Genomic DNA, 25,832 nt, shown 5'->3' with positions numbered 1-25,832 from the left:
ATGGGCAGCATCCTGATCGAACCGCTCACCGCGTCGGCCTTTTCCTCCTTCGGGCAGGTCATCGAACTGGCCGTCGCCAATCACTATCCCATCAATGCCGGCATGACCGAGCGCTACCACGATCTGGCCCGCGTCGAGCTCGGCGGCGTCCACGCCCGCCCGCTCATATCGATCTTTCGCGGCCAGCCATACACCCTGCCGCTCAGCCTCACCCTGGTCGAGCGCCATCCCCTCGGCAGCCAAGCCTTCTATCCGCTCGGCACCGCCTCTTGGCTGGTCATCGTCGCCGAAGACGACAGCGGCACGCCGACCCGCCTTCGCGCTTTCCGCCCGTCACTGGGCCAGGGCGTCAACATCGCCATGAACACCTGGCACGGTGTCCTCACTCCGCTCGAAGCCGAGAGCGACTTCATCGTCGTGGACCGGGGTGGCGACGGTAACAATCTCGAAGAGCATGTGTTCGAGATTCCCTATCTGGTGACCGAACGGTGACAAAACGGCTAACGCAGTGCCAATCGAGCCAGCGCCCGGCCGCGCACGGCTTTCCTGCGCCCTGTCAACAAAATACGCTTCCGGGATGACATGACAAACGCCGATCTGATTTCACGCATGCTGGACATTATCGAGCACGATATCGCCCCTGTGACGCGTCAGGGCGTGGCGCGCGGTAACAAGCTGTTTGGCGCCGCCATCCTGCGCAAATCCGACCTGTCGGTTGTCGTCGCCGAAACCAATAACGAGATCGAAAACCCGCTGTGGCACGGCGAAATGCATGCCATCAAACGATTTTTTGAAATCCCCGCCGACCAGCGCCCCGACGTCAAGGACTGCATTTTCCTCGCCACGCACGAGCCATGCTCGCTCTGCCTCTCGGGCATCACCTGGTCTGGATTCGACAACTTCTATTACCTGTTCAGCCACCAGGACAGCCGCGACAGCTTCGCCATTCCATATGATATTCAAATACTTAAGGGCGTCTACGCCGTGCCCGACCCGGACCGCGGCGAGGTGCCCGCCGACCGCCTGCTTTACAACCGCACCAACCAATACTGGACCAGCCACAACCTCGCGCAAATGATCGCCGCCCTAGACCGCAGCCACAAGGAAACCCTTCTGGCGCGCTTTGACGATCTCAATGCGCTCTATGGCGACCTGTCCAGCAGCTATCAAGCCAGCAAGGGCAGCAAGGGCATCCCCCTCGCCTGACCAGCTACTCGTGGCTGGCAACCGGCGCGAATTCGCTGCGCGGCACTTCGGCAAATGATGCGGCGAAGGTCAGGAAGCTCAACGCGATGGCAAAAAGCGCGGTGAGGATCAGCTGGGACATCTTGTTCAATCCGGACATGGGTGACGCTGGCCTCTGCTCTAGTCCGGCAACGTTGCATGGCGCAGCAATGCCGCATTCAGAATCCGTTCAGAATAGCCGATGCCGCATGACAGCCATGTGGCGCCGAACCATTCCCGTCGCAATGCGTTGACACACTGACTCGCAATCCCGGAAGGCTCAGTTATGTCCCAGATCGACGCCATTTCCCCGGCCATTCCCTTGCTCGCCATCTTCACAGACTTCGATGGCACGCTGGTCGAGCTGGCCGATACCCCTGATTCCATCCAGGTAGACGACACCCTCGCTGACCAGATTCAGCGCGCCGTTACGGAACTCGACAGCGCCTTCGCTGTACTGACGGGTCGGGAAATTTCCGACATCGACAAGTACTTAGCCCCGCTGCATCTTCCAATCGCCGGTGCCCACGGCACCCAGCGCCGCCGCGCCGATGGTTTCGTCGAAACCGTCGATCCCGCCGCAGTGCTCGGTGCCGAGCAGATCGCCCAAGCCCTTGAATCCTTGGTCATCGCCAACCCCAGCCTCATTCTCGAGCCCAAGGAAGGCGCCGTCGCCCTGCACTATCGCCAAGCACCCGAGCTCGAAGACGCCGTCCGCATCGCCATGGAAGAAGCCGTCCACAACGTCCCCGACTTCACCCTGGTGCCCGGCAAAATGGTGCTCGAAGCCCGTCCGCGTGCCGCCAGCAAAGGCGAGGCCCTGCGCGCCTTCATGCGCGAAGAACCCTTCCTGGGTCGCACGCCCATTTTCATCGGCGATGACACCACCGACGAAGATGCCTTCATCGCGGCCCAGGACTTGGGCGGCGTCGGCATCAAACTGGGCGATGGAGAAACCGCAGCCCGCATGCGCATTCCAAACGTCGCCTCGGTCCACGCGTTGATCCGTGGTCTGGGCGATATCGTGGCCCGTGATCGCGACGCCGCAGCAATAACGCATTGAGACTGACCGAACGGGGGCGTTCATGAGCCGCATTATCGTTGTATCGAACCGCACGCCGGGCAAAGGCCCGGCTGCGGGGGGCTTGGCTGTTGCATTGCGCAAAACGCTGGCCGAACGCGAAGGCTTCTGGTTCGGCTGGTCCGGCAAGCTGGTCGAGACCCCATCGATCGAGGCGCGTTTCGAAGACATCGACGGCCTGACGGTTGCGCAGATTGATCTCAATCGCGAAGACCACCACGCCTATTACGCCGGCTTTTCCAATTCCATCCTGTGGCCAAGCTTCCACCTCCGGCTAGACCTCGCAACCATCGAAGCGCATTGGTACGAGGGCTACCGCCGCGTCAATTCTCAGTTTGCCCGCGCTCTGCTGCCGCAGCTGAAGCCTGATGACATCATCTGGGTGCACGACTATCACCTGATCCCGCTGGCCACAGAGTTGCGCAACCTTGACGTGCGCAATCGCATCGGATTCTACCTGCACATCCCTTTCCCGACGACCGACGCGCTCTATGCCATCCCCCATCACGGCGAGCTGATGCGGGACCTGTCGCGGTATGACCTCGTTGGCATGCAGGCCAACCGCGACGTCGCGGCGTTCACTGAATTCGCCGAACACCAAACGCCCTCGACGCTATCGGGCTCTCCCCTCGAGTCGGTGGATTTTGGCCGCACAGAAGTCGCCGCCTTCCCTATCGGCTCTGATCCAGACGCATTCGCCAAACTTGCGGTCAGCTCGGCCGCCAACAAGATGCTCAAGCGCATGGAGCGCGCCATGGGCGAGCAGGAGTTGATCCTCGGCGTTGATCGGCTGGATTATTCCAAGGGACTGCCGCAGCGCGTCGAAGCCTATGAAAAACTGCTGGCCAACAATGCCCGTTTCCGCCGCCTGGTTCACTTGCTGCAGATAGCGCCCCCGTCACGAGACAGCATCAAGGAATATCAAGAAACCAGCGACACGCTCGACGCCATGTGCGGCCGCGTCATGGGCCGCTTTGCCGAGCCCGATTGGTCGCCGCTGACCTATGTGAAGCGCGCCTATGGCCAGCCCAGCCTCGCCGGCCTCTATCGGCTGGCCCGCGTTGGGCTGGTCACGCCCCTGCGCGACGGCATGAACCTTGTTGCCCACGAATATGTCGGCTCGCAGGACCCGGAGGACCCCGGCGTACTGGTGCTGTCCCGATTTGCCGGCGCCGCCGAAATCTTCGACGACGCCATCCTGGTTAATCCCTTCGACACCGACGAAACCGCCGAAGCTCTGCGCATGGCGCTCGACATGCCCCTCGACGAGCGCAAGCAGCGCTGGACAACCCTGATGGCCGCCGCCCGCAAGCACAGTGTCGATAATTGGAGCAAAAATTACCTCGACCGGCTGGCTCCCGCTACGCCGCGGGACAGCTCGGGTACGCGGGATATCCTGTATCTGGCGTCGGTGGCGTAGGAAGAATAGGCACCCACTCAGGTTCCGGCCACCCACGGACTTCCCGATGCAGCGAGCAGCGTCACCAGCACCTTGTTCATCGGCGTTGGAATGCCGTGCTTGGCCCCCAGCCGCACGATGACGCCGTTGCGCGCGTCAATCTCCATCCGATTGCCAGCCAGCCGATCTGCGTGAAGCGAGCCGGCGATTGATCCCTCGCGGGAATCGCGGGCATTGGAAACGGTGCCATCCACGACGCTCTGCGGGACAATCGCGCCTTCCGCCCGGCCCACCGCCGCGCATTCTTCAGCCACTCCGCGGACGATGGCTTCAAGATCGTCGCTCCACACGGGACCGGTGGCCCGCAGGGTCAGCGACGGAACAATGGCGCCGCAATTGCCGCACAGCTTTATCCAGGCACGCGACAGGAAGTCGGCGTCAGCAGCCGCCTCGATATCAGTGTGGGCAAATAGTGCAGCGAACTCGTCGCCACTATGGCCAGCCGGTGCCCAGATGAAGCCTTTCCGGCTCTGCACGATCCGCCCCAGCGCCGTACGCACAGCCGGCAAGTTGATGATGACAGGCACCAGTTGATCAGCCGGCACCAGATGCTCGAACAGCCGGACATGCTCGACGCCGTTCTGGATGATGGCAACCCGGGTTCCCTGCACCACCAGCCGATCCAGCCAGGCTTTTGTCGAATCGACATCATAAGTCTTGGTCGCCACCAGCACCCAGTCGACCGGCTGCGCCGTAGAGGGGTCGGTCAACACCATTGGGTTGGCGGTGATCACCCCATTCGGCGTTTCGATCCGCAGGTCGTCCAGCGGCGTGCGGGCGCAAAGTGTCAGCCTGAAATCCGGATTTTGCGCCAACCAGGCCGCAACCGTCCCGCCGATGGCACCGGGTCCGATGACTGCGATTGTGGTCATGGCAAAAACTCCAAACAAAAAGGGCGGCCACTGGGGCCGCCCTTTTCTTATCCGATTCCGTGAAGGCTGACGCCTCTATGCACGACCGCGCTGGCGATCGGCATTGGAGCGGCCGGCACTACGCACGGCGTCCTTCTGGGTCTTGCCCCAGCGCTGCTTTGCAGCAGCAGGCTTGGCAGCCATTGGCTTGCCGGTTTCCATGTCGCGACGCACGCCACGAGCAGGCGCAGCGCCCTCCGCAGGACGCGTGCGAGGTGCACTATCCGGACGCGTGCGCGGTGCACTTTCCGGACGGGTACGGGGCGCGCTATCGGGACGGGCAGCACGCGGCGCATCGCTGGCCGGACGGCCACGCGGCGTGTCCGAAGGCTGGTGATGCGGCTGGCTTCTGCCACCGGTTTCCTTGGAAAACTCCGCGAATGGACGACGCTCGGCCGGCGAACGACGATCGGCCTGCGGAGCGCGCGGGCCCTTGGCATTACGCGCGCCGGCAGCCGGACGGCCGCCGCTGGGCTTCTTGTAGGCAGAACGGGGTGCTTCCACCACGCCGGTCTCGTTGGCCATGTGCAGGTCGCCGGTATAGGGCAAGGTGCGACGGATCAGGCGTTCGACGTCGCGCAGCTTGCCGCGCTCGGTGCCGTCACACAGGGTGATGGCAATGCCCGAGGCGCCATTGCGACCGGTACGGCCGATGCGGTGCACATAGTTTTCCGGATCGTCGGGCAGCTCGTAGTTCACCACATGGGTGATGCCGGGAACGTCGATGCCGCGAGCCGCGATATCGGTGGCAACCAGGATGCGAACGCCACCGCTGGCAAAGCCCTTGAGCGCCGCTTGGCGAGCGTTCTGGCTTTTGTTTCCATGGATGGCTGCGGCCTTGTGGCCGTCGATCTCAAGGTTCTTGGCGACGCGGTCGGCGCCATGCTTGGTGCGCGCAAAAATGATCACGCGTTCCATGTTTTCGGTTTCGCTCAGCAGCAGCTCATTGAGCACGCCGCGCTTGGCCTTGGCACCCGAAAGGATCACGCGCTGGTCGATCTTGACCACGGTGGAGCCGGCAACCGACGCATCGACGCGAACCGGTTCCTGCAGCAGGTTCTTGGCCAAGTCAGCAACTTCGGGGGCCATTGTGGCCGAGAACATCATGGTATGGCGCTTCATGCCGATAGCCTTGACCACGGCACGGACCGGGGCAATAAAGCCCATGTCGAGCATGCGGTCGGCTTCATCCAGCACTAGCCAGCGGGTTTCGCCGAGCTTGATCTTGCCGTCGTCCATCAGGTCCTTGAGGCGACCAGGAGTAGCGACGACAATATCGACGCCACGCTCGAGGCGCTTGACCTGATGATAGCGCGACACGCCGCCGAGCAGCAGCACGGTGTCGAGCTTCATCTTGGAGCCAGCGAACTTGCGGATATTTTCGTCGATCTGTACGGCCAGTTCACGCGTCGGCGCCAGAATCAGCGCACGCGTGGTCAGGGGCTTCGGACGACCGGTCAGGGTCAAAATACCAGCCAGGATCGGCAGGCCGAAAGCGGCAGTCTTGCCGGAGCCGGTCTGGGCAATGCCCATCACGTCGCGGCCTTCGAGCAGCTTGGGAATGGCCAGTTCCTGGATCTTGGTCGGCACGGTGAAACCATGCGCCGTCAGGCTATCGACCAGGATTTCGGGGAGACCAAGGGAAGTAAAATCGTTCAAGTGAACACGTCTTTCTGCGCCGAAAGGCGCTTGCAGGCGCGCAGGACAATGCAGCGCGCCTGTCGCCGAACGCACAAGCGTCGGCGGGTCAACAAATGCAATCGGGCGATAAAGGGATATATCGCGCGGGTGCTGGCTCGAACCCGGACAGATTGTTTCCGGGCTGACTTCGCCGCTCACCGCAGGGGATAAGAAGTGAAGTCCGTCACCAAATTCTTGGCGCCAGCGGATCCGTTGAAGGTCCATGCGCCAGTGACGATGCCGCTCATATGGGCCACACCCGCTGAAATAGCAAGGTTATTCCAGTCCGGCCCACGCATGGTGGGGTTGCGCGGGGCCACCTCCCATTCCCGATGTCATCCCGGCGAAGGCCGGGACCCATCCTGAGATAACGAGGCAACCACAGCTCGCGGGAGGCCGCCGAGTAGATTCCAGCCACCACAGGAATGACCTCCGTGCTATGGCTCGGCCATGTTCAAAGCCCTGACGATCCTCGCTGCTCTGCTCGCCACGCCGGCTTTTGCGGCTGACTGGACCTATACCGACGGCGCCGGCAAGACCATCACCCTGCCCCAGCCACCAAGCCGCATTATCGCCCATGCCAACGCTGCTGCGGCCCTGATCCCACTGGGCAACAGGCCAATCGGCATCTTCCTCGATGGCGCGCCATCGGTTGATCGAGCCACCAAAGGCCTCGACCTGACCGGCATCGAAATCGTCGGCAAGGGCTGGTACGAACTCAACGCCGAAGCCATTCTGGCTCTCGACCCCGATCTGATCCTCACCGAATACGCGCCACTCGAAGGCTTCTACAATGGCGCCGTCGGCGACGCAGCCATCATCGACCGCATCGAAGCCATCGCCCCCATCGTCGGCCCCGCTCAGGGCAATTCCGTCATCGCCATGATCGAGGACTATACCAAACTGGCAAAAAGCCTGGGCGCCGATCTCGACGCGCCAGAGATCATTGCCGACAAGGCGGCCTTCGACGCCGCTCTCACCCGCTTCAAAGCCGCCGCCACCGCAAAGCCGGGCCTCACGGTCATGGCCGTATCGCCGTCGTCCACCGGCATCTCCATCGCCGCTCCATCGGAGTTTGGCGAGCTGTCCGACTTCGCCGCCTGGGGCCTGAACCTCGTTACCCCCGCCGTTGATCCCAACAGCAGCTACCAGACCCTGAGCTGGGAAAACGCCAATCTCCAACCCGCCGACCTAGTCCTCCTCGATGACCGGTGGGGCGACCGCACGGCCGAAGACCTCGCCGCCCAACCGCTAGCCCAACGCATCCCCGCCGTAGCAGCCGGCCAACTCGGCAACTGGCCCGCCGGATGGATCAGGAGCTACCGCGCATATGCTATTGAGTTGGATAAGCTGACAGCGCTGATCGAAACCGCCAACGCTGATTTGGTAGATTGAGGACCAGTCCGATTGATTGAACACCAACCTCAGTAGATCTCATGGTGAGCCTGTCGAACCACGAGGTTGTGTCACCATGGTTCACCACCCACCTCTTCTCCCTCGGGCTTGACCCGAGGGCTACTCTCAGCCCGGTACAAGCGGCCAATGGCCCTCGGGTCAAGCCCGAGGGAAAACCCGGTGGATGTTGCTATCCTATGCTCCGAGTGCCGCCCTAGGTATGTGAGCGCCGGAAGACCACCATTTGCAGGCCAGCCTCAGCTGACTAGCGATTACACTAGATGCCGCCGTACCAGTCATAACCCGTATCTTCCCAATACCCGCCGCGACCCTTGCCGAACGGCGTCAGGTCATCGACCAGCTCAATCGTATGCAAGTATTTCGGCTGCTTATAGCCCAGCGCCCGCTCGATCCTCAGCCGGATCGGCGCGCCGTTGGACACCGGCAGCACCTCGTCGTTCAGCCCATAGCTAAGGATGCTCTGCGGATGATAAGCGTCGATCAAGTCCGAGCTGGTATAATACAGAATGTCGCCCGACAGCGTCCGCTGGATGTTGTCAAAGCAATGATAGACGCAGTAGCGCGCCGTGGATTTGACGCCCGCCATATCCAGCAGCGGCCCCAGCGGCGTGCCGGTCCATTTTGCAATGCAGCTCCACCCTTCGACGCAATCGTGCCGCGTGATCTGTGTGCGCTCCGGCATGTTACGCAATTCTGCCAGGGAGAAGCTGACCTCGCGGTCCACCAGCCCCTTGATGGTTAGCTTGTAGCCGGCAAAATTCGCCTCCTTGAGCGCCAGATATTCGGGCGTCGTCGGATCGACCGAGCCATTGGGCCGCATGCCTTGCCGGATTTCACTGGCCGCATATTCCCGCGCCAGCGTCTGCTCGCCGATTACCGCGCGCTGCACGCTGTAGGTTAGCACATTGGCGCGCTCCATGATCTGGCGCGCTGGTCCGGACTTGTCAGCCAGGAAATCGAACTGGTCGCACCCGGCTAGGATCAGTCCCGAGCCGGAGACAGCGGAGGTCCGCAGGAAATTACGCCGTGTGATCAACCGGCTCATGGCTTGTCTCCTTCGCTGCTTGGCGTGCCGGGACTGGCGCGATACCAGCCGGTAATCATCGAGCGCAGCTCGTTGATCGGTCCTGCCGCAAAGACCATCAGGATGTGGATGACGAAGAACGCCACCAGCAGCAGCATGACAATGAAGTGGATAGTCCGGGCCGTCTGCCGCCCGCCAAACAGATCGAGCAGCCACGGCGCAATGGAGTTCATCCCGGGGCTCATCGTCAGCCCGGTAGCGACAATCAGCGGAAACAGGACGAAAAACACCCCGAAATAAGCCAGCTTTTGCAGCGGCCCATAGGTCCGTCCATGCTTGAAGCGCAAGGTCGCGTGGTCCACCACATCCTTGGGCACACCTGCAATGTCAGAAGGCCTCGGCACGATATCGCGGCGGATATGCCCGTTGATGAAGCTGGCGACAAACCAGACGAAGATCGTCGCAACGAATATCCAGCCAAAGAAGAAGTGCACCACCCGGCCAGTGCCGAGATCGCGATAGGACGGAATGGTTACCCCGCCCGGAAAGCCAGTATACACCGGCCGCTCGGCATTGCCGCTCATGCCCAGGCCGAGTGCCGTCGAGTCGAAATTTTGGCCCAACACAGTAGTCTGGCCACGCGGTCCGGCATCGGTATTGACCGCGCCGATCTTGAAAACGGAGTTCTCGAACTCAAAGCCCGACTGCTGGCCGATGTAGAGCGCCGGATGCGCATTGAAAATCTGCAGGCCGGTCAACAGCAGGAAGAACAGGCAGATCGCCCACACCCAATGGGTCACGCGCGTCCATATCGACTGTCGATAGATCAGCGGTCCCTTGGGCTTGGTCGCAGCATTTGCTTGGCTCATCGTTCCCCCATAGGCAGTATTTTTATGCCTTGCCCCAGCAGTAACGAGAGGAGACCGGACAAATGATGCATAGCACGGATGTTTATTTCTTCCGTTACCGCCGTGCCATTCGCAGCGGGCCTCGCCGCGGTTACAGCGCCACGCCGAGATGATCGCCCATTTCCTGTTTCGCGCGACGCATGTAACCATACCCGCGCTGGGAACGAATGGATGAGCAATGCAGGCTGACCCGACCGAGATGCGGCTGCGAGAGCTGATGCTCGCCTCGCTCGACGGCGATGCTGCCGCCTATCGCAAGCTGCTCGCCGATCTCGGCAAGCATCTGCGGCCCTATTTCACTCGGCGGCTGACGCCCGCCTTTGCGTCGCACGCGGAGGATCTCGTGCAGGAGACTCTGCTGGCCATCCACACCCGCCGCATGACCTATGACCGCAACCGGCCGTTTACCGCCTGGCTGCACGCCATTGCGCACCACAAGTTCGTCGATCACGTTCGCCGCCAGTCTATCCGCCTGACCGTGCCGCTGGAAGATGACGCGCCAATCCTTGCCCATGACGACAACACCGACGCCGTCGCCCGGCGCGACCTGGACGCAGTCCTCGACAACGTACCTACTCGTACTTCCGATTTGATCCGCCGCACCAAGATCGATGGCGCCTCGGTGGCCGAAGCCGCCGCCGCCCATGGCATGACTGAAACGGCCGCCAAGGTCTCGATCCATCGCGGCCTTAAAGCCCTCGCGGCGCGCTTCGCGGGAGGTCCTAAATGACCGACGACCTGATCGATCGCCTCGCTGCCCATCTCAAGCCGGTTCGCCATATGGCGATGCAGCGACAGCTGATCGGCGCCCTGCTGCTGAGTGGCGTGCTTGCCATTGTCGCCATGCTGATGCTGCTTGGTATGCGACCGGACATGCAAACCGCTGCGGTGACCATGATTTACTGGACCAAGTTCAGCTATACGCTGGCGTTGGCCCTGCTCGGCCTCGCCGCAACGCTGGTCCTCGCCCGCCCCGGTGGTCGCACCCGCTGGCCCTGGCTCGCCGCCGTCGCGTTGGTGGCGCTGCTGGTGGTGCTGGCGGTCATTCAATTGGCTCGCGCCGATGACATGATGCCCATGATCATGGGTTCCTCCATCATCCGCAGCCTGACCTACATCCCGATCCTGTCGCTGCCGGTCCTGCTGGCAAGCATGCTGGCCCTGCGCCGCATGGCCCCCACCCGGCCCGCCTTGGCAGGCTTTGCCGCCGGCATCATGGCCGGCAGCACTGGCGCCTGGATCTACGCCTTCGCCTGCACCGAAACCGGCATGATGTTCCTGGCGCTCTGGTACACCCTGGCCATTTTGATTGTCGGCGCCGTGGGCGCGGTGTTCGGCAGGTTTTTTCTGAGGTGGTAGAGGGTACCCCCACCTAGCCTCCCCCTGATAGGGGGAGGAATCCGTGCAGTGGATTGGCCGAGATTGTGCCTCAAACCCAATCTGTCCCTCCCCCTCATCAGGGGGAGGCTAGGTGGGGGTACCCAACAAAGACTCGCCTTCGCAGCCTACTCCTGCCTGGCCGCCCAGTTCATGCCACGCCGCATGATTGTTGCCATCTCCAGCACATCGAATTCTTTCGCCTGGTGTCCAAGCGTCGAATGGAAAACCCGGCCCTTGCCATGCTGGCGCTTCCACACCACCGGCATTTTCACACCCGCAATCCACGGCGCATGCTCACCCGTGAACGTTGTCGTCGCCAGTACTTTGTTCGACGGGTCGACATGCATGTAATATTGCTCGGACGTGTAGGGAAACGACTTGATCCCCGCCATCACCGGGTCGAGCGGATCGGTCACTTCGACGATGTAGTCGATGATATTGCCCGGATGCGCCACCCATTGCCCGCCCACCATGAACTGATAGTCCACGGCGTCGCGGAACGCGTCGCTCATGCCGCCGTGATGGCCAGCCAGGCCCACGCCGCCCTCGACTGCCTTGACCAGGTTTTCGACCTCGGCCTTCTCGATCTTGCTCATCGTGAAGATCGGGATGATCAAGCTCAGGTCATGGATCGAGGGATCGGCAAAGGCGCTGGTTTCCGTCGCCATGCGGACCGAATAACCGTCCTCATGCAGCCAGCGGCGATAGATGGTGGCACACTCTTCGGGCTCGTGCCCCGACCAACCGCCGTAAACGATCAAAGCGCTTTTCATGCTGCAATTCCCCGCAAATCAATCGGCGCGGAGAATACCTGACTGAACCGCTATTGAAAGCCCGCTCTTACGCGGAAACCGCAACACTCAACTGCCCGCGGGTAAAGGCCCAGCTGCGCAGCACCATGAAATTAACGCCCGAAGTAAGCCCGATCACCAACATCGAGGCTAGCACTGTAGGCAAGTCGAACGCGCCGTGAATGACAAGAGAAAACACCGCAGCCAGCACCAGCGCCATGCCCTGGACTGCCATATAGCGCGGCAGAGCCTGCCAATGGGAAGCATCGGAATCGAACGAATAGCGTCGATGCAACAGATAGACCGGCACGATCAGCACCGCATAGCTGGCCGTGTTGACCCACCAGTCTTCAAGGCCCGTATCAGCCCAGATCATGATGCTGGACAGCACCACGAATGCCGCAGCGCCCGAGCCCCCGACGACGAGGAATGCCAACAGCCCACCGAACAGCGGCGCGCTCGGCCGCGCTGGCACGTCACGCATCAGGCTTTGCAGGGCAGCGCTCATTGCTGGCGAAATCCTCGATCCGGCAGTCGATCTGCGCAACTATAGCCCCGCAACCTTTACCGCCAATGTACCCACGCCCCGCTAGGCGGGTCTTTTGCGCCATGGTTGACGGCCGGTGAAGCCCCACACCTGCATGGCGCCCATGACCGCAGCGTGATTGCACCGCCCTCGCTGAAAACCTTCGCTTTTCACTGTCACAAAAGGCTGGTTAACTCGGCTCACCGCCGTGGTTGGAATGACTTGCCCCCGGTTCGGGAGGCATTGCCATCAAGCATCAGACGGCCGCGGGGTTTGGACTGCCGTCAAGAAACCAAAGGATACAGGGATGAAACATCTACTTCTGGGCGCCACCGCGCTCACCCTCTGCGCCAGCTTCTCCAGCGCAGCTCACGCGGATTTCACGCTCAACATCCTCCACATCAACGACTTTCACTCCCGCTTCGACCCGATCACCGACAGCGATTCCAACTGCGATGCCGAGACCGATGCGGCCGGCGAATGCTTCGGCGGCATTGCCCGCCTCAAGACCATCATCGACGATACCCGCGCCAAATATGCCGATGGCAACTCGCTGCTGCTCTCTGCCGGCGACAATTTCCAGGGCTCGCTGTATTACACAACCTACAAGTCCAAGGTGGTCTCCGACTTCTTCAACCAGATGGGCTTCGACGTCGTCGCCACCGGCAACCACGAGTTCGATGACGGCCCGGAAGAATTCGTGAAATTCATCGACGCCGCCGAATTCCCCATCATCGGCGGCAATTTCGACGTCACCCGAGACCCAAGCCTCGCCGGCAAGATCAAGGGCTCGATCGTCATCGAGGTCGGTGGCGAAAAGATCGGCATCATCGGCGCCACCACGGAAGACACGCCCGACATCGCCTCGCCCGGCCCCAATGTCGAATTCACTGACGTGATCCAGTATGTCCGCGGCGCCTCCGAGGCGCTCGACGCCGCCGGCGTCAACAAGATCATCCTCTTGAGCCACATCGGCTATACCGTGGACCAGCAGGTCGCCGCAGCTCTGCCGCTGGTTGACGTCATCGTCGGCGGCCACAGCCACACCCTGCTCAGCAACACCGCCGAAGGCGCTGTCGGCCCCTACCCCACCATGGTCAAAAACCCTGATGGCGTCGAAGTGCCGGTCGTCCAGGCCAACCAGTATGGCAAATATCTCGGCGATATCGCCATCACCTGGGACGACAACGGCACCGTCACCAAGGCCGAGGGCGAGCCCTTCCTGATCGACGCATCGGTCACCGCCAATGACGACTTCAAGACCCAGCTCGCAGCGCTGGCCGGCCCAATCTCCGAAATGACCGGCGAAGTCATCGGCACCACCACCGAAAAGCTCGAAGGCGCTCGCGAAGTGTGCCGCGCCATGGAATGCTCGATGGGCAACCTGCTTGCCGATGCCATTTTGGACCGCGTCGCCGACCAGGGCGCCACCATCGCCTTCCAGAACGGCGGCGGCATCCGCTCCTCCATCGACGCCGGTGAAATCACCGTCGGCGACGTGCTGACCGTGCTGCCCTTCTCCAACACCCTCGCCACCGTCGATGTCAGCGGTGCCGACGTCATCGAAGCCCTCGAAAACGGCGTCAGCGACGTCGAAAACGGCGCCGGCCGCTTCTCCCAGGTCGCCGGTCTCAAATACTCGTTTGATTTGAAGCAGCCTGCCGGCAGCCGCATCAGCGACGTGCTGGTCAAGGGCGAAGGCGACACTTGGGTGCCGATCGACGAAGCCGCCACCTACACCGTCGTCACCAACAACTACGTCCGCGGCGGCGGCGACGGCTTTGGCACCTTTGCCGAGGGAGCAAACCCCTACGACTTCGGACCTCCACTGGAGCAAGTCGTCGCCGAATACATCGCCAAACTCGGCGGCGAATACACCCCCTACACCGACGGCCGCATTACCGAGATCAAGTAAGCCATTCCACAAAGAAAAAGGGCGCCCAACAGGCGCCCTTTTTCTTTGCTTTCCGCAACGGATCATCAGTCGTCACCCTCCCTCTCGAGGGGAGGGTCAGGGAGGGGGGCGTTTAGCCCGAATATAGGGGCTAAATCACACCCCCGCCCAGCCTCCCCCATCAAGGGGGAGGTGCCGCCCGGTGGGTACGGCAATATCCGACGTAATCTAAGCCCGCCGGGCAATCTGGCTCCAGGCCAGCAAAATAATCACCGCTCCGACGATAGCCCCGATGAAATTCGCCCCATCGCCCGGCCCATACCAGCCAACCGCCTGCCCCAGCCACGTCGCCAGCACCGAACCAATGATGCCAAGCACCGTCGTCAAAATAAACCCACTCGGCTTCCTGTCGCCCGGCGTGATCCACTTGGCGACCAGCCCTGCGAAAAACCCGATAATGATAGCCCCGATAATACCCATGATGACGCTCCTTGATGAGTAGATACGTCGTAACGCTATCTACTGGTTGCAAGGGATCGACCAAAAAACCGAGGCTGCCCTAAGAGCTTTTTGCGGGTGAGGCAAGCATCTGCAGCTCGGCAAACGCCCGCTCGATGCAGTCGTTCAGCGGCAGCGACGCGTCTGCAAACCACAAGGCGATGGCGTGGCTCAACACAGCCAGCCCAATCTGGGCCGCGAATGTCGCCTGCAACGGCTCGACGCCCCGCCGCTGCAGCGCCGCCGCTACGCTCCGACCCAGTGCCGCATGCTTGGCGACTTCGCGCTCAAGCAGCGCCGGCGATGCCGCAATGATGTGCTGGCGAGGCTCGGAAAACGGTCGATTATCCTCGAGCAACTGGGTGACCGAGGCACAGGCCAGATGCAGCGTTTGCATCGGCGACAGTTCCGCAGGCGCTCGCATAGTGGCGTCCGACAGGGCCGCGCTCAAAATCTCCTGGCCCTCGAACAGCACCTCCCGCTTGTCGGGAAAGTGCCGAAAAAACGTCCGTTCGGTCAGTCCCGCCCGCGCTGCGATTTGGGCAGTTGTAGTCTGGTCAAAGCCATTTTCGGCAAACAGCTCCAAAGCTGCGAGCCGCAGGTGCTTGCGGGCATGTTCTGAATTAGGAGGCATCAGGTCGATATAGAGGCATTGTCAGCCACTGTCATCATTGTTATATGTCAGTCACTGACATTAAAAAGGAATACAATGATGCGCGTTTTTATCACTGGCGGAACGGGCCTGATCGGGTCTGCCGTCATCGCCGAACTGCTTCGACACGGACACGCCGTGCTCGCACTTGCCCGCTCTGAAGCATCGATGGAGCTAGTCCGAAGAGCCGGGGGCGAGCCGCTGTCTGGTGGGCTTGCCGATCTCGACGTGCTTCGGGCTGGCGCCGCGCAGGCAGACGGCGTGATCCATCTTGCGTTTAGCAACGACTTCAGCAGCTCCGACGCCTTGGACAAAGCCATTGCCGAGGAGACGGCGGCGCTGATGGCCTTGGGGGAAGCGCTGATCGGCAGCGATCGTCCGCTGGTAACTGTGTCAGGGACGCCCTGGATTGCGGGCCGCCCATCCACGGAAACCGATCCACTCCCCATCGATGGACCGGTAGGCGGCCGTGGTCGCACGGTAAGCGCCACTCTAGCCCTGGCATCCCGTGGCGTCCGAAGCTCGGCCATTCGCCTGCCGCGCACCGTTCATAACAACGGGATGGGTGGTTTTGCCGGCCTTCTGACCAACATTGCCCGTCAGTCTGGAGTGTCGGGCTATGCCGGCGACGGCGAGCAGCGCTGGCCGGCAGTTCACGCGCTAGACGCCGCAGTGTTGTTCCGGCTCGCCCTGGAAAGCGCAGAGGCCGGAACCGCCTGGCACGCGGTGGCCGACGAAGGGGACAAGGTCAGCGACATCGCCACGATTATCGGCCGACGCCTCGGTCTACCGGTCCAGTCGGTGGCTCCGGAAACCTATGGCCCACTCGGCCCGATCTTTGCCGCCGACCAGCCGGCATCAAGCGCCCATACAAGGCAGGCGCTGAACTGGGCGCCCAGGCACCCTAGCCTTCTGGAAGATCTGGAAAAAATCCGGCCCTGAAACCAAAAAGGCCCGCATCGCTGCGGGCCTTCTTCTCTTCAATGCCAAAAAATCAAACCGTATGTTCCATCCGGTCCCGATCCGTCACCGTTGCCAGATCCAGCACCTTCTGGATATTGGTGGCGTGGCGGAAGCTCGGCTCCATGTTCTTGCCCGAGTGCACCGCATCGGCGAAGCGCATGTAGTTTGTCGGCACCGCATCGACCTCGACATCGGTCCAGGTTCCAGTCTCGGCATCGGCACCAAGGCAGGTGACCAGCTTGGACCAATCATGGCGATGCTGCACTTCCACCGAACCCAGTTCCCCATATACGCGCAGGCGCAGCTCGTTGAAATGGCCCGTCGCCCAGCGCGTCGCATGGATCACCCCCAACGCGCCGTTTTCCAGCTGCGCCGTCATGGCAAAGCTGTCGTTGGCGTCGAGGTCATACTCGCCGATCTTGTTGTTCTCGGCCTTTTCAAACGTCTCCAGCCGGCAGAACACTTTGGAAAAGTCGCTGCCCGCGCCATAGGCCGCAAAATCGAGTATATGCACGCCGATATCACCCAGCACGCCATTGGAGCCGTGCTTCTTGCTCAGGCGCCACAGCCATTGCGACTCAGTGCGCCAGTCGCCCCAGGCCTTGCTGACCAGCCAGCTCTGCAGGTAGCTCGCCTCGAAATGCTTGACCTTGCCGACCGCGCCCGACTGCACGATCTCGCGCATCTTCTGCAACTGGCTGACATTGCGATAGGTAAGGTTGACCATGTTGATCAGCCCCGCCGCTTCCGCCGTCTCGGTCATTTCCATGGCCTTGGCATGGTCTGTCGCCAGCGGCTTTTCGCAGAACACGTGCTTGCCGGCCTTGAGCGCCGCCATCGTCGTCGGGTGGTGCACGCTGTCCGGCGTCACGTTGGCCACCGCGTCGAACTCGCCCCAGGCCAGTGCCGCATCGAGCGAGCCAAAACCCCGTTCGATATTATGCGTGGTGCAAAACGCCTCGACGCGCGCCGGATCGACGTCGACGCCGCCTGCCAATGTTACGCCCTCGATAGCCGCAAAATGCTTGGCATGCTGATTGGCCATGCCGCCGGTACCCAGAATGAGCAGCCGCATATTCTATAATCCTGTGTCGGCCCGAAGGCCCAATGTTCCAAAACACGCGATGTTTTTCCGGCGCAGGCCGGAAACCATCCTAAGATATCAGCCGCCTGTAGCCACCCTGGGATGCACCCTGGCCTGCGTCGGGGCGACACCCTGATGCGCGCTATTATTCTTTCACTTCGCCGGCATGATCGGACGAGCTCAGCTTGGCACCGCGCTCTTCGATCGGCTCGATCGCCTCGCCGACTGGCGTGTTCGGTGCCTTCATCAGATGTGCATGGCGCGTCCCGTCATAGGCCCAGTTTACCGCATTGCGCAGCACCTGGCCGACATTGGCGTCGTGATAGGTCGGATAGGTTTCATGGCCTGGGCGGAAATAGAAGATATTGCCGGCGCCGCGACGATAGGTCAGGCCGCTTCGGAACACTTCGCCGCCCTGGAACCACGACACGAACACCGTTTCCAGCGGCTCCGGCACGCTGAAGGGCTCGCCATACATTTCTTCGTATTCGAGCTCGAAATACGGCGGCAGGCCCTTGGCGATCGGATGCCCCGGATTGACCACCCACAGGCGCTCGCGCTCACCGGCTTCGCGCCAGTGCAGGTTTGCCGGCGAACCCATCAGGCCTTTGAACACCTTGGAGTGATGTCCCGAATGCAGCACGATCAGGCCCATGCCCTGCCACACATGTTCCATGACGCGCTTGACGACGACGTCATCGACCTTGTCATGCGCGGCATGGCCCCACCACAGCAGCACGTCGGTCTCAGCCAGCACCGCATCCGTAAGGCCGTGCTCGGGCTCCTGCAGCGTCGTGGTCTTGATCGACAGATTGCTGTCTTCCGACAGCAGCTTGGCGATCTGGTTGTGCATGCCGTTGGGGTAGTTCTCCGCCACGACCTTGTTCTTCTGCTCGTGGACGTTCTCGCCCCACACAAGCGTACGGATAGCCATTTTAGTCTCCTGGTTTGATTGGCTCGGTGGGGAGGCACCAGCCGTTCTGCGGTTTTCTGCGCTATTCCCGCAAAAGCGGAAATCCCTCCTTTTTGCAGGAGAGATACCCATTTTCGCGGGAATGACGCTGTGGCTGATATCGTGACGACCATATGGCCGTCACTGACAGTGTGATCGCCTATAGGATCGGCTTGCCGGCTCCGTCGAAGCGATGAATTTTGCCCTCCATCGGCGAGATGTGGACCGTGTCGCCGCTCTTGTAGCTATTAGCCCCTTCGAGGCGCACAACTACCGGCTCTTCCGTGCCCATTTCGAGATAGACGTAGCTGTCGGCGCCAAGGTTTTCCGTATGGATAACCGTGCCGCTCCAGGTGCCGCCCGAGGGCACGATGGTGATGTGCTCGCCACGGATACCGACCGTTTCGGCATTGAATGGCTTGGCCTTGTCACCGGAGATAAAGTTCATCTTGGGCGAACCGATGAAGCCTGCCACGAACACCGAGTTTGGCGTCTCGTAGAGCTCCATGGGCGTGCCCACCTGCTCAACCAGCCCATCGCGCAGCACGCAGATGCGGTCAGCCAGCGTCATGGCTTCCACCTGGTCATGCGTCACGTAGATCATGGTGACGTTGTTCATTTCCTCGTGCAGCTTGGCGATCTCGATACGGGTCGCTACGCGCAGGGCAGCGTCGAGATTGGACAGCGGCTCGTCGAACAAAAACACCTTCGGATCGCGGGTAATGGCGCGCCCGATGGCCACGCGCTGGCGCTGCCCGCCCGAAAGCTGCTTGGGCAGGCGATCGAGATACTGGCCAATCTGCAGCATGTCGGCCGCCCGCTCGACGCGCTTGCGGATCTCATCCTTGCTGGTGCCCTTTTCGAGCGTCAGCCCGAAGGCCATGTTCTCATACACCGTCATGTGCGGGTAGAGCGCATAGGACTGGAACACCATGGCGATGCCGCGCTTGGAAGGTGCCAGCGAATTGACCACCTTGCCGTCAAACAGCATTTCGCCCGAGGTGATGTCTTCCAGCCCCGAAATCAGCCGCAGCAACGTGGACTTGCCGCAACCCGACGGGCCGACAAACACCATGAACTCCCCCTTACGAACTTGCAGGTCGACGCCTTTGATCACTTCGACCGCGCCAAAGGCCTTGCGGATATTGCGAAGCTCGATGCTTGCCATGTTTTTCTCCCTTTTCCGACCGATTGGACATTCTGGTTAGGCTGACACGAAAATGTCGATCTGAGAGAACCGGACCGGAGCGTACTTTTGGTACGTGAGGACCGGAAGCGCAGCAAATTGGCATTTGCAGGCCAGCCCGGCCCGAATGGACATCAGTCCTAACCTTTGACGCCGCCGGCGGTCAGACCGCTGACGATTTTACGCTGGAATATCAGCACCAGGACGACAAGCGGCACAGTGACGATTACCGAGGCAGCCATGATGATGCCCCACGGAATTTCATATTGAGATCCGCCCGACAGCAGCGCAATGGCCACCGGGACCGTGCGGGTATCATTCGATGAGGTGAAGGTCAGCGCGAACAGAAACTCGTTCCACGCGCCGATAAAGGCGAGCAGGCCGGTCGTCACCAGCGCCGGCCACATCAGCGGCATGAACACGCGAGTGATAATCACCCACGGTGTTGCCCCGTCGACGATGGCCGCTTCCTCGATCTCGATCGGCAGGTCACGCATGAAGGTAGTCAGCACCCACACGGTGAACGGCAGCGTGAAGATCGTGTAGCTGAAGATCAGTGCCCAGGGCGTGTTGTAGATGCCGAGAAACCGGATCACCTCGAACAGGCCTGCCAGCACCGCGATCTGCGGGAACATCGACACGGCGAGGATAACCATCAACAGGAAGCCACGCCCCCTGAACCGCACGCGGCTCAGCGCGAACGCTGCCGTGACAGCCATGAACAGCGCCAGGATCACGGTAACCGACGCCACGAATACCGAGTTCAGCAGATTGCGCGGGAAGCTGCCCTGGTTGAACACGGCGGTGTAGTTGTCGAAGCTGAACGACACAGGCCAATAGGAGACCCGGAAGATGTCGGTGCCGGATTTGAAGCTGGTCAGGATGGCGTAATAAAACGGGAACACCGAGACCACGACGATGAACACCACCACCGCATAGAACATGATCGTCTTGGCGATTTTCCAGAGATCGATTGTCGCGCCCATTAGCGGTCTCCCCCGTCAAATCGAACTTTGCCCAGCCAGATGTAGAGAATGGTCAGGATGGCAATAATCAGGAACAGCAGTGTCGACATTGCCGAGCCGTATGAAAACTTGTCGAAGTCGAACAGGTTCTCACGCGCCAGAACCGACATGGTCTTGGTCGCAGAGCTATTGGGCGTCAGCACATAGATCAGGTCGAAAATACGCAACGCATCGAGCAGTCGGAAAATGATCGCGACCATGAGGGCGGGCCGCACCAAGGGAAGCGTGATGCGGAAGAACTGCTTGACCGGATGCACCCCGTCGAGGTCTGCCGCTTCATAGATATCCTTGGGCACCATCTGCAGGCCGGCAAGGATTAGCAGCGCCATGAATGGCGTCGTCTTCCAGATATCGACCACCAGAACCGCCTGCATGGCGGTCTCCGCCGTTGCCGTCCATGCCACCTTCTGGCTCAGCAGGCCCAAGCGCATGCCCAGGTCGTTTAGAATGCCGAACTGGTCGTTCAGCATCCAGCTCCACATCTTGGCCGAGACGATGGTCGGAATAGCCCATGGAATGAGAATGGCGGCGCGCACGATGCCGCGGCCCCTGAATTCGGCGTTCAGCACCAAAGCCACGCCCATGCCGAGCACGGCCTCAAGGCTGACCGACACTACTGCAAAGCGCATAGTGTTCCACACCGCGTTCCACCACGCCGGGTCGGCAAGCACGCCCCTATAACGCACGGCGCCGCTTTCCAGCGTCTGCCAGCGCAGATAATTGCCAAAACCGATCCACTGGGCGCCGTCAAGATCGTTCAGTGAAGCGTCGGTAAATGAAAAATAGATCGACCGGAGCAGCGGCCACCCGGCCACGACGGCAAGTGCCAGCAACATCGGCAAGAGGAATAACTGCGCTGCGCGGACGCGCTGCTGCATCAGCTCCGACTTGATCTTCACACCAGTCGCAGCGACCGGCTCCGCCATCACATCCGTGGCCATCGTAGCCGCCTCCAGTTTTCTATGATCACTATGCCAGGCGGGCGACGGGAAAACTCCGATCGTCCGCCCGACATTGGGCGCTGGGAGGACTTACCAGGCGTCGCCCTTGAGGTCGGTCAGGTCGGCTTCGAGACCTTCGAGGTTCTCGGCAGCAGTGCCATTGCCGGACAGGGTGCTATGCACGGCGCTCCAGAACAGCGAGGAGACCTCATTGTACTTGATCTTGGTCGGAGCGGATGGACGCGGCACGGCGTTCTGGAAGATTTCTTTCCAGTTTGCCATGAACGGCGAAGCGGCCAGTACGTCGGCGTCGTCATATAGCGCTTCGATTGTGGGCAGGTTCGACTGGTTGATCGCGCGTTCCTTCTGCACTTCCGTCGAGCTAAGGTAGAGCGCGAGCTTGATCGCCTCTTCCGGATCGGAGGAATACTTGGAAACGGCGACGTTCCAGCCGCCCAGCGTTGCTGCCGAACCAGAGCCTTCTCCGTCACCGGCAGGCAGAGGAGCCACGTCGAACAGGCCCTTCACGGCCGAGTCGTCGCCAGCGCCGAGTGCATAGGCGTAAGGCCAGTTGCGCATGAACACCGAGTTGCCAAGCTGCCAGACGCCACGGCTTTCTTCTTCCTGGTAGGCCAGGTTGCCTTCAGGAGCGATGGTGCCGATCCATGATGCTGCGCGCTCGATGGCGGCAGCAGCCTGGGGGTTGTTGATCGAGATCGTGCCATCGGCCTCGACGATCTGGCCGCCACCGTTGGACTTCACCCATTCAAGGGCGTTGCAGGTCAGGCCTTCATAGGCATTGCCCTGGAACACGAAGCCATACATCTCGGCATTGCCGGCAGTGCGCTCCGCGTCCATGATTTCCTTCGCGGTAGCAGCCATTTCGTCCCAAGTGGTGGGAATGGGCTTGCTATACTTATCAAGCAGGTCCTTGCGGTAGAACAGGGCCGGCGCATCGGTGAAGGCTGGCAGCGCAACGAGCTTGCCGTCAACGGTCTGCGACTCGATGATCGAGGGGAAATGCTGGCCCACGACGTCCTTGGCCGCATCAGTAAGGTCTAGGAACTGATCGGCGAGCTGCGGAGCCCAGATCACGTCGGTCTGGTACACGTCGATGTCAGAATTGCCGGCCGCAAGCCAAAGCTTGTACTGGCCGAACTGGTCGGATGTGGACGAGGGCATCGGCACCACGGTGACGGTATTGCCGGTTTCAGCCTCGAACTTGTCGAGCTGGCTGCGCAGGAAGGCGAGGCCAGTGCCTGTATCGCCCGACACCATCGACAGTTCGGCCGCTTGGGCTACGCTTGCTACCAAAGTCACGCTCGTCAAAAGCCCGACGAGCAACTTATTGATTTTCATTAGATTTCCTCCCGAATGATCCAACTGCAAGGGAGGCAAAAATGCCCGCCGGCGCTCAGACGCCAGCCTTGGACATAACCCCTCCCTACAAAAGCACTCCGTTTCGGCGGCTGTTCCGCCTAATTTCCAAAGCGCTTTGAATGAAAAAGAACCAGAGCGGAGAATTTCTGTCAAGGACCTCGTGAACGTCTTGTTAGGAATTCTATATGCGCCGTACGGATATTCTAACCCCCTCAATAGCTTATGGACCAATCCGTTCTAAGTCGCACAGGGACCGATCTGTTCGACCCGATGTACGCACCTCAGAAAATTGCCATCAAATTCGGGCCTTGCATCAAAATTTGAAATCGCTTTGAATGATCCACGGAGGAGGAAGCAGGAACCGCTGTTCAAGGCGGCCTGCATGCCCTAAGGCAAGCCTGACCGGGCTTCGCGCCGCTATTTTTGCGCGCTGTCCATGCGCGCTGGTCATGCCGTGCCTGGGGCAAGTTGGCAGCGATGAGACTGAAAGATTTGGCAGAGCATCTCGGCCTGTCGCAAACCACTGTGAGCCGGGCACTCAATGGCTATCCCGAAGTCAATGAGACCACCCGCCTGCGGGTCGCCGAAACCGCGGCGCGGCTGGGCTATCGACCCAATGCAAGCGCCCTGCGCCTTGCCACCGGTCGCTCCGGCGCCATCGGCCTCGTGCTGCGTGGCGCCGAGGAACTGGGTCCCCACATGAGCGAATTTCTCGCCGGCATGGGCGGACGCATGGCCACCGAGGAAATCGATATCCTTGTCACCACCGTCGATTCCTACCAGGACGAAGTGGCCGCCTATCGCCGCCTGGCCGCCAGCCAGAAGGTCGACGCCATCGTGCTGCACTCGCCCAAGATCGTCGACGAGCGCGTCAGGCTGCTCAAGGACCTCGACATACCCTTCGTGCTGCACGGCCGCACCAATATCGGCGAGACCGTCGCCTGGCTCGATATCGACAATACCGGCGCCGTCGAGCGCGCCACCAGCCACCTGCTCGATCTGGGTCACCGTCGCATTGCCTTGCTCAATGGCATCAAGGGACGCACCTTCGCCGAACACCGCGAAATCGGCTACCTTGCGGCACTTTCGGCGCGCGGCGTACCCTTCGATCCGGCCCTGATGGGCAATTCGGTTTTCACCGATGAAGTGGCGTTCCGGCTCGCCCAGGCGATGCTCGAGCTGCGCCCCCGCCCCACAGCCTTTATAGCTGGCTCCATGATGACCGCCCTCGGCGTATTCCGCGCCATCCGCCAGGCCGAACTGACACTGGGCAAGGAAGTCTCCATGATCGCACATGACGACGTCTTCCCCTATCTCAACGCCGACAACATGTTTCCCAGCATGTCCACCACGCGCTCCTCGATCCGCCAGGCCGGCACCCGCGTCGCCGAACTGATCCTGCAAATCCTGGCCGGCAAAAAGATCGAGGACGTCCACGAACTCTGGCCCGTCGAACTCGTCCTTCGCGAAAGCTCCGGCCCGGCCCCTGCGCCATAAACCATAATTTCAGTTAGCCCCGGACTCATCGCCCAGCTCCGCGTTAAGGTTTCATAAACCATACGCGGGAGGCGGTCATGCGGGTTCCATCGATAGGCCTGAAACTCGATGAGCGCCTCATCATACGCGAGGGGTATCGCATCGCCGAGCACATGATGCGCAACTTCCGCGACCCCCCGACAACCATCGAGATCGTCAGCCAGTGGCTGGCAAGCGCCCGCCAGACCATGATCGGCCTCTACCGGCCCATCGACCGCGGCTGAGCCCGTCTAGACGCGCAACATGTGATTATCGAACAGGAAGTCGAACTTCTGAACTTCGCGTTCGGCCCCGGCAATACCGATCATCGCGCCTTCGCCGCTCGTCGCGACAAAGCCAATGCCATCGGCGGCGAGACCACAGCCATTGCGCAGAGTCTCCACCAGCACCGGCCGCTTCCCTTCCGCATCGATCGCCACCAGCAAGTCGCCCTCGGGTGACGAAACGGCAACCGTCTTGCCATCGGCCGAAACCGCGACCGACCCCACATAATTGCGCAGGTCAGCCAGCGTCCCCGGCGGCAGTTCGACGAGGCTGATCTCGCCATCCATCGTCGCATAGCCTACCAGTTGCGGACTGTCGGTCGGCGTCCCCTTGTACTGGCAGCCGAACCATACCCGCCCACGCGCATCCACCGCCATGTGCCGGATCGACAGTTGGTGCAGTCCCGCATCGAGCCGTAGCTGCCCAATCAACCTGCCGTCGCGTCGGTCGATAAACACCACCGACGGGTCCATCGTCTCAAGATTGAGCTCGGCCCGCCCGAAGTCAGGATGCGTCTCGATCCCGCCATTGGCCACCACGAAAGTGATGCCATCGGGCATCAGCAGCATCTCGTGCGGCCCGGTGCCATGCGTGAGGAATTCGCTAATCCTACGGTAACCGTTGGTGACATCGTAGACGCCGATAACCCCTTGAGCCGCCTCAAAATCGCTTTCGGTGGCGTAAAGCAGGCTACCGTCAGGTGAAAACACGCCATGCCCGAAAAAATGCCGTCCCTCAACGCTGGTCAGCGTCACCGGCGCCTCACGTCCGGCCGGATCGAACACCACCGCAAACGTCCCCGGCTGCCGCGCAAACACCACGCCGCGCCCGGCCTGCGGGCTGATTGTGATGTCATGCCCCCGGTCCGGCAGGTCAATCGACGCGATCAAATCGCCCCGCTCGCCTAACAAAACCGCACCATAACCGCCCGTCGCCGTCTGCACCGAACTGGCAAACACCAACTCGCTCCGCTCCAGCGCCACCGCCTGCCGGGGCAACAAACTTGCAGCAAAACCGACGCCAGCAGCCTTCAAAAACGCCCTGCGCTGCCACATGA

At 61.3% G+C, this 25,832-nt stretch carries 26 protein-coding genes; 11 read left to right on the top strand and 15 right to left on the bottom strand.

Going from position 1 to position 25,832, the window contains the following annotated elements; translation table 11 throughout:
- From WH91_RS15555 to WH91_RS15540, 4 genes are all read left to right on the top strand, one after another.
- Positions 1 to 492 (top strand): ureidoglycolate lyase, encoded by a 492-nt coding sequence (locus tag WH91_RS15555; protein WP_046171921.1) that lies wholly within the window; start codon positions 1 to 3, stop codon positions 490 to 492.
- A gap of 90 nt (positions 493 to 582) precedes the next feature.
- Positions 583 to 1,206: a nucleoside deaminase gene (locus tag WH91_RS15550; RefSeq protein WP_046171920.1), complete on the top strand. Its 624-nt coding sequence runs from the start codon at positions 583 to 585 to the stop codon at positions 1,204 to 1,206.
- A gap of 304 nt (positions 1,207 to 1,510) precedes the next feature.
- Positions 1,511 to 2,287: a trehalose-phosphatase gene (gene otsB / locus WH91_RS15545; RefSeq protein WP_046171919.1), complete on the top strand. Its 777-nt coding sequence runs from the start codon at positions 1,511 to 1,513 to the stop codon at positions 2,285 to 2,287.
- Positions 2,288 to 2,309: 22 nt separating this feature from the next.
- Complete coding sequence (locus tag WH91_RS15540; protein ID WP_046171918.1) at positions 2,310 to 3,725, top strand: alpha,alpha-trehalose-phosphate synthase (UDP-forming); 1,416 nt, start codon at positions 2,310 to 2,312, stop codon at positions 3,723 to 3,725.
- Between the two features lie 17 nt (positions 3,726 to 3,742).
- On the opposite strand, the gene WH91_RS15535 is transcribed toward WH91_RS15540, so the two are convergent.
- Positions 3,743 to 4,636: a 2-dehydropantoate 2-reductase gene (locus tag WH91_RS15535; RefSeq protein WP_046171917.1), complete on the bottom strand. Its 894-nt coding sequence runs from the start codon at positions 4,634 to 4,636 to the stop codon at positions 3,743 to 3,745.
- A gap of 75 nt (positions 4,637 to 4,711) precedes the next feature.
- Positions 4,712 to 6,334 (bottom strand): DEAD/DEAH box helicase, encoded by a 1,623-nt coding sequence (locus WH91_RS15530; RefSeq protein ID WP_052952872.1) that lies wholly within the window; start codon positions 6,332 to 6,334, stop codon positions 4,712 to 4,714.
- A 471-nt stretch (positions 6,335 to 6,805) separates the two neighbouring features.
- Between WH91_RS15530 and WH91_RS15525 the strand changes: the two genes are divergently transcribed.
- A complete protein-coding gene (locus WH91_RS15525) occupies positions 6,806 to 7,750 on the top strand; it encodes an ABC transporter substrate-binding protein (RefSeq protein WP_046171916.1) in 945 nt (314 codons plus the stop codon).
- A 277-nt stretch (positions 7,751 to 8,027) separates the two neighbouring features.
- Here WH91_RS15525 and WH91_RS15520 read toward each other — a convergent pair whose 3' ends face one another.
- Positions 8,028 to 8,816: a molybdopterin-dependent oxidoreductase gene (locus tag WH91_RS15520; protein WP_046171915.1), complete on the bottom strand. Its 789-nt coding sequence runs from the start codon at positions 8,814 to 8,816 to the stop codon at positions 8,028 to 8,030.
- Positions 8,813 to 9,664, bottom strand: a complete 852-nt coding sequence (locus tag WH91_RS15515; protein ID WP_046171914.1) for a cytochrome b/b6 domain-containing protein — start codon at positions 9,662 to 9,664, stop codon at positions 8,813 to 8,815. Before WH91_RS15515 ends, WH91_RS15520 begins: the two co-directional genes overlap by 4 nt.
- Positions 9,665 to 9,881: 217 nt before the next feature.
- Between WH91_RS15515 and WH91_RS15510 the strand changes: the two genes are divergently transcribed.
- Together WH91_RS15510 and WH91_RS15505 are read left to right on the top strand one after the other, a co-directional pair.
- Positions 9,882 to 10,433, top strand: a complete 552-nt coding sequence (locus WH91_RS15510) for a sigma-70 family RNA polymerase sigma factor (protein WP_046171913.1) — start codon at positions 9,882 to 9,884, stop codon at positions 10,431 to 10,433.
- Positions 10,430 to 11,062 carry a DUF1109 domain-containing protein gene (locus WH91_RS15505; protein ID WP_046171912.1) on the top strand — a complete coding sequence of 211 codons (633 nt, stop codon included), beginning with the start codon at positions 10,430 to 10,432 and terminating at the stop codon, positions 11,060 to 11,062. Before WH91_RS15510 ends, WH91_RS15505 begins: the two co-directional genes overlap by 4 nt.
- Before the next feature lie 146 nt (positions 11,063 to 11,208).
- Here WH91_RS15505 and WH91_RS15500 read toward each other — a convergent pair whose 3' ends face one another.
- Together WH91_RS15500 and WH91_RS15495 are read right to left on the bottom strand one after the other, a co-directional pair.
- On the bottom strand, positions 11,209 to 11,856 hold the full coding sequence (locus WH91_RS15500) for a ThuA domain-containing protein (protein ID WP_046171911.1): 648 nt from the start codon (positions 11,854 to 11,856) through the stop codon (positions 11,209 to 11,211).
- Between the two features lie 67 nt (positions 11,857 to 11,923).
- A complete protein-coding gene (locus WH91_RS15495) occupies positions 11,924 to 12,382 on the bottom strand; it encodes a GtrA family protein (RefSeq protein ID WP_046171910.1) in 459 nt (152 codons plus the stop codon).
- Between the two features lie 325 nt (positions 12,383 to 12,707).
- Between WH91_RS15495 and WH91_RS15490 the strand changes: the two genes are divergently transcribed.
- Complete coding sequence (locus WH91_RS15490; protein ID WP_046171909.1) at positions 12,708 to 14,315, top strand: bifunctional metallophosphatase/5'-nucleotidase; 1,608 nt, start codon at positions 12,708 to 12,710, stop codon at positions 14,313 to 14,315.
- A gap of 207 nt (positions 14,316 to 14,522) precedes the next feature.
- Here WH91_RS15490 and WH91_RS15485 read toward each other — a convergent pair whose 3' ends face one another.
- Positions 14,523 to 14,774: a GlsB/YeaQ/YmgE family stress response membrane protein gene (locus WH91_RS15485; RefSeq protein WP_046171908.1), complete on the bottom strand. Its 252-nt coding sequence runs from the start codon at positions 14,772 to 14,774 to the stop codon at positions 14,523 to 14,525.
- Between the two features lie 79 nt (positions 14,775 to 14,853).
- Complete coding sequence (locus tag WH91_RS15480) at positions 14,854 to 15,426, bottom strand: TetR family transcriptional regulator (RefSeq protein ID WP_046171907.1); 573 nt, start codon at positions 15,424 to 15,426, stop codon at positions 14,854 to 14,856.
- Between the two features lie 78 nt (positions 15,427 to 15,504).
- On the opposite strand from WH91_RS15480, the gene WH91_RS15475 reads away from it, so the two are divergent.
- Entirely contained in the window at positions 15,505 to 16,386 is an 882-nt protein-coding gene (locus WH91_RS15475) for an SDR family oxidoreductase (RefSeq protein WP_046171906.1), read from the top strand.
- 52 nt (positions 16,387 to 16,438) lie between these two features.
- On the opposite strand, the gene WH91_RS15470 is transcribed toward WH91_RS15475, so the two are convergent.
- The 6 genes from WH91_RS15470 to WH91_RS15445 all read right to left on the bottom strand — a co-directional run bounded on the left by WH91_RS15470 (position 16,439) and on the right by WH91_RS15445 (position 22,954).
- A complete protein-coding gene (locus WH91_RS15470) occupies positions 16,439 to 17,482 on the bottom strand; it encodes a Gfo/Idh/MocA family protein (RefSeq protein ID WP_046171905.1) in 1,044 nt (347 codons plus the stop codon).
- Between the two features lie 154 nt (positions 17,483 to 17,636).
- Positions 17,637 to 18,425, bottom strand: coding sequence for a ThuA domain-containing protein (locus WH91_RS15465; protein WP_046171904.1), 789 nt, complete (start codon positions 18,423 to 18,425; stop codon positions 17,637 to 17,639).
- A gap of 178 nt (positions 18,426 to 18,603) precedes the next feature.
- On the bottom strand, positions 18,604 to 19,611 hold the full coding sequence (locus WH91_RS15460; RefSeq protein ID WP_046171903.1) for an ABC transporter ATP-binding protein: 1,008 nt from the start codon (positions 19,609 to 19,611) through the stop codon (positions 18,604 to 18,606).
- A 158-nt stretch (positions 19,612 to 19,769) separates the two neighbouring features.
- A complete protein-coding gene (locus tag WH91_RS15455; RefSeq protein ID WP_425285335.1) occupies positions 19,770 to 20,573 on the bottom strand; it encodes a carbohydrate ABC transporter permease in 804 nt (267 codons plus the stop codon).
- 41 nt (positions 20,574 to 20,614) lie between these two features.
- On the bottom strand, positions 20,615 to 21,595 hold the full coding sequence (locus WH91_RS15450; protein ID WP_046171902.1) for a carbohydrate ABC transporter permease: 981 nt from the start codon (positions 21,593 to 21,595) through the stop codon (positions 20,615 to 20,617).
- A gap of 90 nt (positions 21,596 to 21,685) precedes the next feature.
- Entirely contained in the window at positions 21,686 to 22,954 is a 1,269-nt protein-coding gene (locus tag WH91_RS15445) for an ABC transporter substrate-binding protein (RefSeq protein ID WP_046171901.1), read from the bottom strand.
- A 498-nt stretch (positions 22,955 to 23,452) separates the two neighbouring features.
- Between WH91_RS15445 and WH91_RS15440 the strand changes: the two genes are divergently transcribed.
- Complete coding sequence (locus WH91_RS15440) at positions 23,453 to 24,472, top strand: substrate-binding domain-containing protein (protein ID WP_046171900.1); 1,020 nt, start codon at positions 23,453 to 23,455, stop codon at positions 24,470 to 24,472.
- 77 nt (positions 24,473 to 24,549) lie between these two features.
- On the top strand, positions 24,550 to 24,735 hold the full coding sequence (locus tag WH91_RS15435) for a hypothetical protein (protein WP_046171899.1): 186 nt from the start codon (positions 24,550 to 24,552) through the stop codon (positions 24,733 to 24,735).
- A 6-nt stretch (positions 24,736 to 24,741) separates the two neighbouring features.
- On the opposite strand, the gene WH91_RS15430 is transcribed toward WH91_RS15435, so the two are convergent.
- On the bottom strand, positions 24,742 to 25,830 hold the full coding sequence (locus WH91_RS15430) for a DUF1513 domain-containing protein (RefSeq protein WP_046171898.1): 1,089 nt from the start codon (positions 25,828 to 25,830) through the stop codon (positions 24,742 to 24,744).
- Between the last annotated feature and the right edge of the window lie 2 nt (positions 25,831 to 25,832).

This window comes from Devosia psychrophila, from assembly GCF_000971275.1.
Lineage (GTDB): Bacteria > Pseudomonadota > Alphaproteobacteria > Rhizobiales > Devosiaceae > Devosia > Devosia psychrophila.
This window is presented reverse-complemented; position numbering and strand designations above follow the sequence as displayed.